Source organism: Robinsoniella sp. (genome assembly GCF_034124845.1).
Genome location: NZ_JAWYAJ010000534.1, coordinates 1 through 14,871 on the forward strand (window position 1 = coordinate 1; position 14,871 = coordinate 14,871).

Consider the following 14,871-nt stretch of genomic DNA (forward strand, 5'->3'; position numbering starts at 1 on the left):
TCTCCCACAAAGTGTGACGCACAGCTGCCAGAAAGCAATTTTAAAACACGCTCTGCCGCCCCCCTGGAATTATATCCGAAAGTGTGTTAAACTATAAGAAATTCATTTTATAGGAGGACTAAAACATGAAAGTAGCAGTAACATATGAAAACGGACAAATTTTCCAGCATTTTGGACATAGCAGCCAGTTTAAGGTATATGAAATCAACGAGAATGAGATTATCTCCAGTGAAGTGCTGGATACCAATGGCAGCGGACATGGTGCGCTGGCGGGATTTTTAAAAGAAGCAGGTGTTGATGTTTTGATCTGCGGCGGTATCGGCGGAGGGGCCCAGAATGCCCTGAAAGATGCAGGAATCAAGCTGTTCGGCGGAGCTTCCGGCGATGCAGATGAAGCCGTTGTAAACTTGTTAGGAGACAAGCTTTCGTATAATCCGGATGTGAAATGCAGCCATCATGAGCATGCACACGGGGATGGACACAGTGACTGCGGCAGCCATGCAGACCACAGCTGCGGACATAACTGCAGCCACTCATAGAGTTCATTTATAAATATATATGAAAAATACATTGGGACAGTATTTCCAATTTCATATCAAAAAAGGCAAAATTATCATACGTTTTCTATATTGACTTTTCCCTCATATCCCGATATCCTAATAAGGAAACGTCGGTGAACAGAGCTTGCTGACTGAAAGCAATTTTAAACAGGCTCAAGAACAGATGAGGAGTAAGAAGATGGAAAATAAGAAATTAGAAAATAAGAAAATAATATTTTTTGATATTGATGGAACGATATATGATCACAGGACAGGGGTAGAGCCATCCACGAAGCAGGCGATTGCAATGCTGGTTGAGAATGGCCATATCCCTGTCCTTTGTACAGGAAGGGCAAGAGCAATGATCATGGAGGAACTGATTGCTCTGGGATTTCAGGGAATTGTGGGCGCTTGCGGAACTTATGTGGAGTATCATGGCAAACCGGTACAAAACCGGATCTTAAGCAGACAGGAAGTCCGCCGGGTAGTGGATGCATCTGTAAAATACGGCCTTGAGGTAATCCTGGAAGGAAGTAAAGCCATGTATTACAATGAGAATTTAAAGCGGTCTAAATATCTGGACCAGGTCCGGCACATGACAGGATTTCTGCCTATGATTGAGAACATGGATTCTATAGAGATGAATAAATTGACCGTTCATTTTGGAAAAGAGTCTGAATTAAAGGAATTTCGGGAAGATTTAAAAGACATTCTGGAGGCCATCATTCATTTTGAGGCAGACGATGATAATTATGCGGAATGTGTACCTGTGGGGTATTCTAAGGCAACGGGTATCGAAACACTGCTGCAGCACCTGAATATTGATCAAAAGGAAAGCTACGCGTTTGGAGACAGCGTAAATGATCTGGAAATGATCCAATATGTAAACTATGGGATTGCTATGGGAAACAGCAGTGAAGAGGTATTTGCAGTTGCAAAATACAGAACCAGCGGTATATATGAAGATGGAATCTACAATGGACTAAAAGAATTTGCCCTGATTTAGTCCTTTACACTTATGATTATTTATACGATATAATTTATAAAACACCAAAGAGAACATTTACCGCAGAGGGTTAACTTTGGTGTTTTTTATTTATCCATTTCCTGGAATCATCCCGGAAACCAATTCTTTTACATACAAAGCGATTCGACAGAATCCACCAAAATCCAACATGAAACCCACACACAAAGAAAAAAGAACTATGAAATTTATACAGTTTTTTATCCAAATACTGCATAAACTGTATTATCTTTTCCTATTGACATAGAGCGCACTCTATAGCGCATAATAAAACTAGTACGGCGTTGCTTAAATAACAGCGATATAGCATCTGCTATTTAAGCAATGCTGTACAAGGAGGCAGTTATGGAATACTCAGTAAAACAAGTTTCAGAAAAATTAGGCATTTCAGTTTATACCTTACATTATTATGATAAAGAGGGACTTTTGCCATTTATTAAGAAAAAGGATAATGGAACCAGGGTCTTTACGGAAGGGGATGTGGAATGGGTGGATATGATACTTGCCCTTCGGGAAATCGATATGCCCATTGCAAAAATAAAAGAGTATATTTCACTTCTGGTGCAGGGAGAAAATACACTGTCCCAGAGAAGAGCACTCATTACCCAATACCGTGAATATTTAGAATACCGCATGCAGGCAATGAAAAAATGTCTGGACATTACCAGCAGGAAATTGAATGAATATGACGTAGGAGTGCTGGACATTTTAGATGAACAAGATGGAATCAGAGAAGAGAAGGAGCGGAAAACATGACCTATGAAGCATTATTTGAAGAGATTAAAAGTATTTTCAGTAAGGCGGATGTAAACACCATCCACACACATCTGGCATATCAGTTTAATATTGAGGGAGAAGCTGAGGGAGCATTTTATGCCGAGGTAAAAAACGGGGAGCTTTATATAGAACCATATGAGTATTACGACAGAGATGTACTGTTTACCTGCACTGCAAAGACGCTTTTGAAAATTGCAAAAAAGAAGCTGGATCCGATTCTGGCATTTACGCTGGGGCAGTTAAAAGTGGAAGGAGATTTTGACAAGGCACTGATGCTTCAGAAATTTATTTAGGGAGGTTTGTCTATGAGTAAATCAGGAATTTTACTGGGAGCAGGAATAGCAGCAGCAGCGGTGGAAACAGGGATTGCCGGTTATTTTTTCAGGCGGACCATGATTCGGGGAAATGCAAAAGAAGAACGGACCACCAAGATGGCGGGAACCGACTGGAACCAGTACCTGCCGGGAATTCGAAAGAAAAAAGACTGGGTAGACAAACAGAATCACGAAGCAGTTTCTATCATTGCAAGGGACGGATTAAGGCTGAAAGGCCATTTCTATCCCGGGAGAAATCCGGATAAAGTCATCCTGTGCCTCCATGGTTATACCAGCCGGGGTTCCAATGATTTTAATTCACTGGCATATTTTTATCTGCATTTAGGTTACAGTCTGCTGATCGTAGATCACAGGTCACACGGGGAGAGTGAAGGAACCTATATTGGATTTGGATGCCTGGACAGATTTGATGTGGTAAAGTGGATTCGGTATCTGGAAAAAAGATGCGGTAAAAATTGTCTAGTTATGCTTCACGGCATTTCAATGGGAGGTGCCACTGCTTTAATGGTGAGCGGATTGTCCCTGCCCGGCTGTGTAAAAGGAATTGTGTCCGACTGCGGATTCACTTCCGCATGGGAAGTATTTGATTCTGTTTTGAAAAATACATACCACCTGCCTTCCTTTCCAATTCTGCAGATAGCGGATGTTATGGCAAAAAGGGAAGCCGGATACGGGTTAAATGAGTGTAATGCCTTAAATGAGGTGGCGAAATCTACCGTGCCGATTCTGTTTATCCATGGTGATGCGGATACATTCGTACCCTCCTGGATGTGCCATAAGCTGTACAAAGCCTGTAAATCACGAAAAGAGATGCTGATTGTGAAAGGCGCAGCCCATGCAGAAAGTTATTATAAAAGTACTGAAAAATACGAAATCAAAGTCAAAGATTTCTTGAACAGCATTATGGAGGAGGGGTTATGATGAAAACAAGATATGGAAAAAAAGTATATCCGTTAACTGCGGCGCAGCGTCTGCATTTTTTTACGCTGGCGCACTGCGCAAAGAAACAGGTTCTGAATATAGGAACCAGTTTAACGATTGAACAGGATCTGGACTGGGATGTTTTGAAGAAAGCGATTTATGAAGCATATGCCAGATGCGAGAGTATGCGCATCCGTTTTGCAAAGGACAAAGCTGGTAATATATATCAATACATTGCGGACAGAGAAGAACGGGAAATCGAACACTTTGATTTTACCGGATGGCAGCAGGAACACGCTGAGGATAAAATGAAAGAATGGACCGGAATCCCGTTTGAGCGGTTTGACAGTCCCATGAACCGGATTATCATGATTCAGCTTCCGGATGGATACCAGGGCGTCTATATGCTGGTAGACCACATGACCATGGATGCCCAGTCTCTGATCGTATTTTTAAAGGATGTCATTGAAATCTACTGCCATTATAAGTATGAAGGGATCGACTATCCCAAAGAAATGGCGTCTTATATCACTCAGCTGGAAAAAGATATTGCATACGAAGCCGGAACCTCAGCGAAGAAAAGAGATACCGCCTTTTTCGAGAATCTCATCAAGAGTTCAGAGCCGGTTTTCTGTGATATCCATGGACCGGAAAAACTCATACAGCAACGGAAATCCACGGGCAATCCAGAGCTTCGTGCGGCTGCCAATCTCACGGATAACGTAGATGCCAACATAACAGTTTTTCATCTGGAGGCTGAGCCCTCCAAGCGTCTTCTGAATTTTTGTGAAGAGCGTCAGATATCTATGGTATGTCTGCTCATGATGGGACTTCGGACTTTTTTACAGAAAGAAAACGAGCTGGATGACGTTTCCCTTACCACCACCATTGCCAGACGGGCGACTCTTTCCGAAAAAAAGAGCGGCGGAACAAGAATCCACTGTTTTCCTTTCCGAACAATTGTTTCAAGGGATGAAACATTCCTGGAAGGGATTCATAAGATACGGGACGGGCAGAACCAGTTATTCCGACATGCCAATTATGACCCGGTTTCTTATTTTGAGGTGAGAAGAAAACATTATCAAATGCAGGGCGCCCAGACCTATGAACCCATGAGCCTGACCTACCAGCCTCTGACTATGCAGAGTAAAGGATTGGACAAACTGGGGGATATTAAATACAAGACCGCATGGTATACCAACGGTGCGGCAGCCCATACCCTGTACCTCACCGTTATGCACAGGGCACAGGACAATGGACTGGATTTCAGTTTCGAATACCAGACCGGTGCCGTAACACCGGAAAAACTGGAATATGTATATTACTATCTCTGTAAGATATTGTTTTATGGAACGGATCATCCGGAGGATACGGTTGGCGAAATAATGGATCACGTATAAGGGAGCCCAAAAGGAGCCGAAAGAAAATTATAATTTAGGAAAGGATGGGTATAGAGATGCTGGATCAATTAAAAGAAATGATTTGTGAATATGTAGAAGCAGAACCGTCTGATATTAAAGAAGAAAGCCGGTTTATAGAGGATTTGGGATTTAATTCATACGATTTTATGAGTATGGTTGGGGAGATAGAAGATACGTTTGATATCGAAGTGGAAGAGCGCGAAGTGGTAAATGTAAAGACAGTCGGTGATGCAGTGAAATATATTACAAAATTGCAAGAAGCTTAAGAAGGTCAGGCAACAGTGGACATTTAGAATGGCTGAGAATAGCCTGAAATGGGAGGAGCATATGGAAACGAAGATCCAAAATATGAGAGACATTATACAATACGCAGCAGGTCAGTATGGGGAGGCCCCGGCAATCCGTTATAAGGTGCGTAAGGAAGTGATTACCAAAACCTACCTGGACATTCAAAAAGACAGTGAAGCATTCAGCAGGTCACTGGAAAAACTGGATATGCTAAAAAAGCATGTGGCTGTCATAGGTCCTACTACATATCAATGGATAATCAGCTATTTTGGAACGGTTAATTCAGGCAGTGTGGCAGTGCCTCTGGATGCACAGCTGCCCGCAGAAGAAGTGTGTGAGCTATTAAACCGTGCGGATATCAGCGTTCTGGTGTTTGATGAACTGCGAAAGGATCTGGTACAGGCTGTAAAAGAGAAATGTCCGGGAATTCAATATTTGATATCCATGCAGGCTTTGGAGCATTTGGATGAAATGCTGTCATTTAGCAGGCTGCTTGAAGAAAATGCAGGAAGTTTTTCGGCTGATATAGACTGTGATAAAATGACAGCGATTCTTTTTACATCCGGGACAACCGGAAAAAGCAAAGGTGTTATGCTGAGCCACCGCAATCTGGCGGATAATGCAGTGTGTCTGGATATGAAGATTCCGGCAGGCACCATTTCCATGACGCTTTTGCCTATCCACCATGCATATTGCTTTACCATGGATATTTTAAAAGCTATTTACATCGGAATGGTTATCTGCATCAATGATTCCATTATGCACGTGCAGAAGAACATGAAATTGTTTAAACCGGAAATCGTCCTACTGGTGCCGATGGTGATTGAATCACTGTATGCAAAGCTTGTAGATGCAACCGGGATTTTACCAAAGAAAATGATTGCTAAAGCGGCTCTTGGCGGAAATCTGAAAACGATCTGCAGCGGGGGTGCCTATTTGAATCCGGATTTAATTGACGGATTTCAGGCATATGGCATCCGCATTCTCCAGGGATACGGAATGACAGAATGTTCTCCGGTTATCAGTACCAATCTGGAGTGGGACAGCCGTAAAAATTCTGTCGGGAAGCTGCTGCCGGGGTGTGAAGTGAAAATAGTAGAGGAAGAAATCTGGGTGAAAAGCCCTTCCGTGATGCTTGGATACTATAAAATGCCAAAGGAAACGGCAGAGACGCTGGAAGACGGATGGCTAAAAACCGGTGATCTGGGTTACGCAGATGAAGATCATTTCCTGTACATTACAGGCCGGAAAAAGAATCTGATCATCTTAAATAACGGGGAAAATGTCTCGCCCGAGGAACTGGAAAACGAAATCAGTAAGGCACCTCTGGTAAAAGAAATAATTGTGAGTGAGAAAGACAGCCTGATTCAGGCGGAGATCTTCCCCGACTATGAATATGCAAAGAAGAAACGCATGAAAAACATCGAAGCAGAGCTGCAGAACATTCTGGATGCGTATAATAAAGACAGACCGGTTTATAAGAGAATTCATGGATTGAAGGTCCGGGAAGAAGAATTTGTAAAGACACCTTCCAAAAAGATCAAAAGGGTTTAAGACTATTGTAATTGCTGCTCATTCCGTATACAATATGAATAGAAGAAGTGTCATATTGATATGGATTGGAGTTAGTGGAATGCGATATTATGTACAGGATAAATTAATACTTTTAGAAAAGGGAGAGACTCCGCCGGAAGGGCATGTTCTGGTGGAATGCCTCTCTTCATCGGAATATAAGAAGCGATACGAGAAAACCCTTCACGTGGATTTATTGACCAGAAGCCTTGGAAATGTGGAGTTCTGTAAAGCGGATGTGCTGAGAAACTGCATCGTGGGAACGTTTGTAATACCCTGTAAGGAAGACCTTCTGGAAAAAGAATCCGGGTTTGGCTATTACATGGATAAGGAAAAGCTACTCTTTGTAGATGATAACCACATTGTGGAAAAAATGCTGGAGGAAATCTGCCAGATCCAGGTACTTCCCAAAACATATGTAGCCCATGTATTTTTTGAATTTCTAGAATATCTCACCAGGGATGATGTTATTTTCTTACAGAAGTATGAGGAAAAGCTGGAGGAAATGGAAGAAAGCCTCTCCAATTCCGACACCAGAGAGTTCAATAAAAAGCTGTTAAAATGCAGAAGGGAACTGCTAAAACTCAATGCCTATTATCAGCAGCTGATGGATTTAAGTGATACCCTGAGTGAAAACCAGAACCGGCTGTTTAACCGGGAAGACTGCAGGCTCTTCACTTTTTATACAAAGCGTGTGGAGCGTTTTTACGATACCACCCACATGCTCCGGGAGTATTCTATGCAGCTGCGGGAAATGTACCAGTCCCAGATCGATATCCACCAGAATAAAGTGATGCAGTTTTTGACCGTAGTAACCACAATTTTTATGCCCCTGACGCTGATTGCAGGATGGTATGGCATGAATTTTGCCAACATGCCCGAACTCAAAACGAAATATGGATATGAAATTATTATTCTGGTTAGTATCCTGGTTACCGGAATCGAAATCTGGTATTTCAAGATCAAAAAGTGGTTTAAGTGAATACAAGACAGGGCATTAAAAAAGCGGGGTTGCTATCGGACCCGCTTTTTTCGCTTATTTAACCGTTATGTTTGATTATTTCACCCGCACTGTTTTTCTTTTTAAAGATAGGAACTGTAATGCTACCATCGCAGAACCGTTTACTAACAATCCCAGAGTTACTATCATACCTGCCATTACTGCCATCTCTACCACTCCTTATCGTGTGATTTATTTAACGTATTCTATCACTTTTTTTGTTGTTTGACAAATTTTGAACAATCCTTTTTATATGGTAAGAACAGAAAAATATTGTATAAATTTAGATACATTGACGAAAATTTAACACAATCCTTGTATAAAATTTAACGAACATCGTTCAGACCTATAAGGATATTTTAAATAATTACTTAAAAGAACTTTGGCTTTTTATGAAAAGTAGTAGAAAATGGAAAATTTTGTGCGGATAAGAAAAATTTGTGGAAAATCATAAAGGATGGTGAATTATACATTATTTCGTGATATACTATTGATTCATAAAGCTTGAAAAATGTTCCGGACAACAAAAACAGTAAGAAGATGAGAAATTCGTGTTGGTACAAACCCAAATTTAATTAAAGTTATATAGTATTTCAGGAGGTAAAAATGGACAGAGAACGGATGATTAAGGAATTTTGCCGCTTAGTATCCATCGATTCCCCTTCTTTTTCGGAGCGGGAGATGGCAGATTATCTGATTGGTGTATTTGCAGAGAATCAGATTATGCTGGAAGAAGATAAAGCCGGTAGTTTTTTTGGCGGGAATTGCGGAAATCTGTATGGCTATTGGAAAGGGACATTAGAAGGGGATCCTATTTTGTTTTCCATGCACATGGATACCGTAGAGCCGGCAAAAGGGAAGAAGGCCGTGGTACATGAGGATGGAAAGATAACAAGCGATGGGACAACGGTTCTTGGAGCCGATGATTTGGCGGCAATCGCTGAGGTGATCGAGGCGGTTCGCAGTATTACGGAACAAAAATCTGCCCACCGGGATGTGGAATTTCTGATCTCCATAGCAGAAGAGCAGCATCTGCGGGGCAGCCAGGTGTTTGATTTCTCCAGGTTAAAAGCAAAAGAATCTTATGTACTGGATAAAACCGGGCAAATTGGAAGTGCAGCAGTGGCGGCGCCTTCCCTGGCGACTTTTGAAGCAGCGGTACGGGGAAAAGCAGCGCATGCGGGATTTGCGCCGGAAGAAGGTGTAAACGCCGTTTTGATAGCATCAAAAGCGGTAACACGGATTCCACTGGGACATGTGGGGACGGAAATGACCGTAAATATCGGCAGCATCCAAAGTGATTTTGCAACCAACATCGTGCCGTCTGCCTGTACGGTAAAAGGCGAGGTGCGCAGCTTCTCCCATGAGGCGGTCTTGAGGCAGTTAAAGGATATCCACAATATTTTTGAAGAAGAGGCAGCCATACTTGGCGGTTTTGTGAAGTATCAGGAAGAAATCTTATTTCAGGCATATGTGACACCTGCGGATGCAGAAGTCGTCAGGCGCTATGAAGATGTCTGCAAAAGTCTTGGGATAGAGCCGGTTCTGGAAAGAACATTTGGAGGCAGTGACCAAAATCATTTATCTGCAAATGGAGTCCGGGGAATGGTCCTGGCATCTGCCATGCAGCAGGCTCATTCAGGCAGTGAGTATACCACCGTAAGTGATATGGAAAAGGTGACGAAAATTGTGATGGGGTTAATGGAAAGTGAAATATAAAATTTAAGTTACTGTATGAAAAAAGCAAAAGAAGAAGATCATAAGTATCGGATAGGAGATTACGATGAAAAAAAGTCAATTTGATAAACTGGTAGACAGAAAAGGCACTAATTGCCTGAAATATGATTTTGCAGCTGAGTTTGGAAGACCGGAAGGGTTGATACCGCTATGGGTGGCAGATATGGATTTCTGCGTGCCGGATCAGGTAAAAGAGACCTTGAGGCGGTGCGCCGAGCATGGTGTTTTTGGTTACACGGATGCAAAGCCGGAGTATTATCAGGTTCTGGGAAAATGGTTTCTGGATCATTTTGGATGGGAGACAGATGCGTCCTGGGTTGTTAAATCTCCGGGGGTGGTGTTTGCCCTGGCAACTGCAATCCGGGCATTCTCAAGAGAAGGGGAGAGTATTTTGATCCAGCAGCCGGTATATCACCCCTTTGCAAATGTAATCAAAGCCAATGACCGCAGGCTTGTGGTGAACCAGCTGGTATGTGAAGAGGGTGTCTACCGCATGGATTATGAGGACTTTGAGAAAAAGATTGTGGAAGAAGAGGTAAAGGTCTTCCTCCTGTGCAGTCCCCATAACCCGGTTGGACGGGTCTGGACCAGAGAAGAGCTGCAAAGAGTGGGGGATATCTGCATGAAGCATCATGTACTGGTCGTTTCCGATGAGATCCATTGCGACTTCACTTATCCGGGGTATCAGCATCTGGTATATGCTTCTTTGGGACAGGCATATGCAGACAATGCCATTGTGTGTACCGCTCCGAGTAAAACCTTTAATCTGGCTGGACTGCAGGCATCCAATATTTGGATTCCAAACGCAGACATACGGGAACAGTTTAAAAAAGAAATTACCAAAACCGGATACAGTGACCTGAATACCTGCGGCCTTGCCGCGTGCCAGGCTGCATATACCTATGGCGGTGAATGGCTGGCTGAGTTAAAAGAATATCTCACAGGTAATCTGGAATTTGTAAGAACATTTTTAAAAGAAAACCTGCCCCAGATTCATCTTATAGAGCCTCAGGGAACTTATTTATTATGGGTAGATTTCCGGGAACTGGGGCTTACCGTGGAAGAACTAAATGACTTTTTGGTAGATAAAGCTCATCTGTGGCTAAACGACGGTTCCATGTTCGGTGAGTGCGGGAGCGGATTCCAGAGAATCAATATTGCCTGCCAGAGAGAAACTTTAAAGAAAGCATTTGAACAGCTGGCAGAAGCCATTGCCGGCTTACGGTAGGAGGGACAGAAACTCTGACGCAGGAGCGGCGGATTTAGCGGAGGTAACAGATTGAATACAAACAGTTATGAATTTGATGCTGAAATTAAAAAAGTCCCCGATATCGACGGGGCTTATGTAGAGATTCCCTTCGATGTAAGGGAAGTTTTTGGAAAAGGTAGAGTAAAGGTAGATGCTCTTTTTGACGGAGAACCCTATGCCGGGAGCCTGGTTCGGATGAAGACACCCTGCCATATCATAGGACTTCGCAAAGATATCCGGCAGAAAATCCAAAAACAGCCCGGTGATGTGGTTCATGTAGTCATAAAAGAGCGTATCTGAAATTGATGTTACGACTGTCTGGTGTGGGGAATCCGCTGGGGCCATCCAGGAATATTCCCATTTAATACGGCGGTGAACATTCTTTCTTTCACGCCGGGATTTTCCGCATTAAGCTGTCGGATCAGATTTTTCGCATACTCTCTTTTGGTATAGCCGTCAATCGGGCAAGGGCTTTTGGCGACCGGAAGGCGGTACTTATTTTTAAAGCCGATGACATCTGCTTCCAGTACGTACATCAGTGGCCGTATCACTGTCATGTCCATACGGTCCAGGTATGTTCTCGGTGAGAATGAGTGAAAGCGGCCTTCAAAAATCAGGGAGAGCAGCATGGTCTCTACAATATCATCTTTGTGATGGGCGTAGGCTACTTTGTTGCATCCCATTTTTTTTGCTGCCTCATTAAAGGCACCTTTTCTCATTTTGGCACACAGGGAGCAGGGATTGCTCTCTTTTCTTTCATCAAATATGATTCTGGCGATTTCTGTATCGATCACCGTATAGGGAACCTCCAGTTCTTTACAAAGATTTCGGATTGGTTCCAGGTTAAAGTCGGGATACCCCAGACTCACTGTAATTGCCTCCAGTTCAAAATGTTTTGGATAAAAACGTTTCAGGCCATGAAGGGCATATAACATAGTCAGGCTGTCTTTGCCGCCGGAGATTCCCACAGCGATTCTGTCTCCTTCTTCAATCATCTGGTATTCATCAACGGCTTTTCTGGTATAGCTTAAAAGCTGCTGTAATTTCATCTGTATTCCTCCTCGGATCATGTAGTAATTTCAGTACCGATCTCAGTATATCATATGTTTGGGAATTAAGAGAAGATAATTATCATTCGAAATTGAACCCTGCAATGACTAAAGGTGTTGATGGTGCCAAAGGAATAAGGGAACCTAATTGTAAATTAGACTAGGCAAAGCAAAAAGTGCATGATGTAATGGGAAAATAAGAGTACTTATTTGGAAATTAGTCCTATGAAAATAGGTAAAGTATGTTATAATATGAGATTATGCGGCATTTGTTGTATTTTTAGAGAAGAGGGATTAGATGGAAAAAGGTAAAAAAGGTTTTTTTAGTGTTGTATTTAGTCGCAGTGCAATTCTGGTCTTCCTGTTGCTGATTCAGATTGGAATTCTGTTCCTGGGATTTGAATTGCTGAGAGACTATATGTTTTATGCCTATGGAGCTGTAGTTGCCCTGGCTCTGGTACTTGTTATTTACATCATAAATAAAAGAGAAAATCCTGCATTTATGATTGCCTGGATTATACCCATTCTGGTCATACCTGTATTTGGAGCATTGTTTTACTTATTTATTGAGTTACAGATTGATACCAAATGGGTAAATTCCAGACTGAAAAGATTGAATATAGAAACAAAAGAGCTGACGCCCCAGAATGCGGAGGTACTGGAAAATCTTCGCCGGGAGGATGAGGGCATGGCACATCTTTCCGATTATTTGTATCGTGTGGAGAATCTTCCTGTTTACCAAAATACCTCTGCGAAGTACTTTCCCCTTGGAGAAGATAAGTTTGCAGAGATGATTGTACAGCTTGAGCGGGCACAGCATTTTATCTTTATGGAATATTTTATTGTGGAACGGGGTGTTATGTGGGATACCATCCTGGAGATTCTGGAGCGAAAAGTGAAAGAAGGGGTGGAAGTACGTTTCATGTATGATGGCATGTGCTCCCTTGTTCTGCTTCCTTATAATTACCCCAAGAGAATGCAGGAGCTGGGAATCCAGTGCCGGATGTTTTCTCCGATTAAACCGGCGTTATCTACGATTCAGAATAACCGGGACCACCGAAAAATCCTGGTGATTGACGGATATCTTGCATTTACCGGAGGAATCAATCTGGCAGATGAATATATCAATCAAAAAGAACGCTTCGGACATTGGAAGGACACTTCCATCATGATTCAGGGCGAGGCAGTAAAAAGCTTTACGCTGCTGTTTCTGAAGATGTGGAACGTGGACAAGCGCCATAGTGAAGAAGACTACAGAAAATATGTGGATGTGCCGCAGCTGAAGATACCGGCACCGGGAGATGGGTTTGTAATCCCTTATGGAGACAGCCCGGTAGACAATGAGCAGGTTGGGGAACTGGTATATATGGATATCCTGTTTACGGCGAAAAAATATGTACATATCATGACGCCGTATCTGATCTTGGACCAGGAATTAAAAGTTGCATTGATCTATGCGGCAAAAAGAGGTGTGGAAGTCATTATTATGATGCCTCATATTCCGGATAAATGGTATGCCTTTGTGCTGGCTAAAACCTATTACAATGAATTGCTGGATGCGGGAGTGCAGATCTATGAATATACCCCGGGATTTGTTCATGCGAAAGTCTTTACATCCGATGACGAAAAGGCGATTGTGGGGACAATCAACCTGGATTTCAGAAGTATGTATCTGCATTTTGAGTGTGCGGCACTTTTATTTAAAAATGCAGAAATTGCAAATATTGAAGCGGACTTCCAGGAGACACTGAAAAAGTGCCAGAAAATAACACAGGAAGATTATAAAAAGCTTAATCCGGTGATTAAGCTCATCGGAATGGTACTGCGGTTATTTGCACCGCTTATGTAATGTCTGTGGCACACGTACAAGTGTGCCATAAAATTTTACTTTTACTGGAAGAAAAGAATGTGTTATACTAATACCAGTGAAAACGAGAAAATAAGAAAAGGTGATGAGTATGCCAATTAAAGTACTGGGTGATTTACCAGCAAAAGAGATCCTTGAGCGGGAGAATATATTTGTTATGGATGAGAACCGTGCTATGCACCAGGATATCCGTCCGATTGAAATTGCAATTTTGAACCTCATGCCATTGAAGGAGGAAACCGAGCTGCAGCTTTTGCGTTCCTTATCGAATACGCCGCTGCAGGTGAACATTACTTTCCTGATGGTAACTTCTCATGAATCGAAGAACACAGCCACAAGTCATTTGAATCAGTTCTACATAACCTTTGATGATGTGAAGAAACGAAGCTTTGACGGTATGATTATTACCGGTGCTCCGGTAGAACAGCTGGAGTTTGAAGAAGTGGATTACTGGGAAGAACTGACCCGGATCATGGAATGGACGAAGACAAATGTTACCTCCACCATTCATTTGTGCTGGGGAGCGCAGGCAGCCATGTATTATCATTACGGGATTCAGAAGAAACCGCTGGACCGCAAGATGTTTGGATTATTCTGGCACAAGGTACTAAACCGCAAGGTTCCCCTGGTAAGGGGCTTTGATGATATGTTCCTGGCACCTCATTCCAGGCATACGGAGGTTCCAAGGGAATCCATCCAGGCATGCGAAGATCTCATGATTCTGGCAGATTCCGATGAAGCCGGGGTATTCCTGGCTATGAACAAAGATGGCAGGCAAATATTTGTCATGGGACATCCGGAATACGACCGTGTGACGCTGGATGGAGAGTATAAAAGAGATGTGGGCAAAGGACTGGATATCGATATGCCGCTGAATTATTATCAGGGAAATAACCCGGAAAATAAGCCGGTTCTCATGTGGAGATCCCATGCGAATAACATGTATACCAACTGGTTGAATTATTATGTATACCAGGCGACGCCTTATAACTTAAGCGGAACACCATTCTAATTGTATTCAGCAGTTATAATGATGAGATTGATTTTTGCAGATGGGGCAATGCCTGTCTGTGATGCGTAAGATTTGATGAT

The 14,871-nt window shown here is 42.6% G+C and carries 16 protein-coding genes; 15 read left to right on the forward strand and 1 reads right to left on the reverse strand.

All coding sequences use genetic code 11. From position 1 onward, the window contains the following. From ACH2DQ_RS26470 to ACH2DQ_RS26530, 13 genes are all read left to right on the forward strand, one after another. A partial coding sequence (locus ACH2DQ_RS26470; protein WP_394914410.1) for a DUF6783 domain-containing protein occupies window positions 1-90 on the forward strand: 90 nt, incomplete at its 5' end. A 35-nt stretch (window positions 91-125) separates the two neighbouring features. Further along, window positions 126-539 carry a NifB/NifX family molybdenum-iron cluster-binding protein gene (locus ACH2DQ_RS26475; RefSeq protein ID WP_394914306.1) on the forward strand — a complete coding sequence of 138 codons (414 nt, stop codon included), beginning with the start codon at window positions 126-128 and terminating at the stop codon, window positions 537-539. A 199-nt stretch (window positions 540-738) separates the two neighbouring features. Beyond that, a complete protein-coding gene (locus tag ACH2DQ_RS26480; protein ID WP_394914307.1) occupies window positions 739-1,545 on the forward strand; it encodes a Cof-type HAD-IIB family hydrolase in 807 nt (268 codons plus the stop codon). A 363-nt stretch (window positions 1,546-1,908) separates the two neighbouring features. Then, a complete protein-coding gene (locus ACH2DQ_RS26485; protein ID WP_394914308.1) occupies window positions 1,909-2,319 on the forward strand; it encodes a MerR family transcriptional regulator in 411 nt (136 codons plus the stop codon). Continuing rightward, a complete protein-coding gene (locus ACH2DQ_RS26490; protein ID WP_394914309.1) occupies window positions 2,316-2,633 on the forward strand; it encodes an SCP2 sterol-binding domain-containing protein in 318 nt (105 codons plus the stop codon). The genes ACH2DQ_RS26485 and ACH2DQ_RS26490 overlap by 4 nt, the downstream gene beginning before the upstream one ends. 12 nt (window positions 2,634-2,645) lie before the next feature. Beyond that, window positions 2,646-3,596, forward strand: a complete 951-nt coding sequence (locus ACH2DQ_RS26495; RefSeq protein WP_394914310.1) for an alpha/beta hydrolase — start codon at window positions 2,646-2,648, stop codon at window positions 3,594-3,596. Then, the gene (locus ACH2DQ_RS26500) at window positions 3,596-4,996 is read left to right on the forward strand and encodes a condensation domain-containing protein (RefSeq protein WP_394914411.1); all 1,401 of its coding nucleotides are present in this window, start codon (window positions 3,596-3,598) and stop codon (window positions 4,994-4,996) included. Before ACH2DQ_RS26495 ends, ACH2DQ_RS26500 begins: the two co-directional genes overlap by 1 nt. Window positions 4,997-5,052: 56 nt before the next feature. Next, entirely contained in the window at window positions 5,053-5,283 is a 231-nt protein-coding gene (locus tag ACH2DQ_RS26505; RefSeq protein WP_394914311.1) for an acyl carrier protein, read from the forward strand. 61 nt (window positions 5,284-5,344) lie between these two features. After that, on the forward strand, window positions 5,345-6,859 hold the full coding sequence (locus tag ACH2DQ_RS26510) for an AMP-dependent synthetase/ligase (protein ID WP_394914312.1): 1,515 nt from the start codon (window positions 5,345-5,347) through the stop codon (window positions 6,857-6,859). A gap of 79 nt (window positions 6,860-6,938) precedes the next feature. After that, a complete protein-coding gene (locus ACH2DQ_RS26515) occupies window positions 6,939-7,859 on the forward strand; it encodes a CorA family divalent cation transporter (RefSeq protein ID WP_394914313.1) in 921 nt (306 codons plus the stop codon). Window positions 7,860-8,483: 624 nt separating this feature from the next. Further along, a complete protein-coding gene (locus ACH2DQ_RS26520; RefSeq protein WP_394914314.1) occupies window positions 8,484-9,596 on the forward strand; it encodes a M20/M25/M40 family metallo-hydrolase in 1,113 nt (370 codons plus the stop codon). A gap of 64 nt (window positions 9,597-9,660) precedes the next feature. Further along, window positions 9,661-10,842 carry a MalY/PatB family protein gene (locus ACH2DQ_RS26525; protein WP_394914315.1) on the forward strand — a complete coding sequence of 394 codons (1,182 nt, stop codon included), beginning with the start codon at window positions 9,661-9,663 and terminating at the stop codon, window positions 10,840-10,842. A gap of 51 nt (window positions 10,843-10,893) precedes the next feature. Beyond that, window positions 10,894-11,163, forward strand: coding sequence for a DUF1905 domain-containing protein (locus ACH2DQ_RS26530; RefSeq protein WP_394914316.1), 270 nt, complete (start codon window positions 10,894-10,896; stop codon window positions 11,161-11,163). Between the two features lie 8 nt (window positions 11,164-11,171). Here ACH2DQ_RS26530 and ACH2DQ_RS26535 read toward each other — a convergent pair whose 3' ends face one another. Next, window positions 11,172-11,912, reverse strand: a complete 741-nt coding sequence (locus tag ACH2DQ_RS26535) for a tRNA 2-thiocytidine biosynthesis TtcA family protein (RefSeq protein WP_394914317.1) — start codon at window positions 11,910-11,912, stop codon at window positions 11,172-11,174. Between the two features lie 298 nt (window positions 11,913-12,210). Here ACH2DQ_RS26535 and cls point away from each other — a divergent pair, with 298 nt between their 5' ends. Beyond that, complete coding sequence (gene cls, locus ACH2DQ_RS26540; protein ID WP_394914318.1) at window positions 12,211-13,761, forward strand: cardiolipin synthase; 1,551 nt, start codon at window positions 12,211-12,213, stop codon at window positions 13,759-13,761. A 109-nt stretch (window positions 13,762-13,870) separates the two neighbouring features. Beyond that, on the forward strand, window positions 13,871-14,791 hold the full coding sequence (gene metA / locus ACH2DQ_RS26545; protein WP_394914319.1) for a homoserine O-succinyltransferase: 921 nt from the start codon (window positions 13,871-13,873) through the stop codon (window positions 14,789-14,791). Window positions 14,792-14,871: the final 80 nt, after the last annotated feature.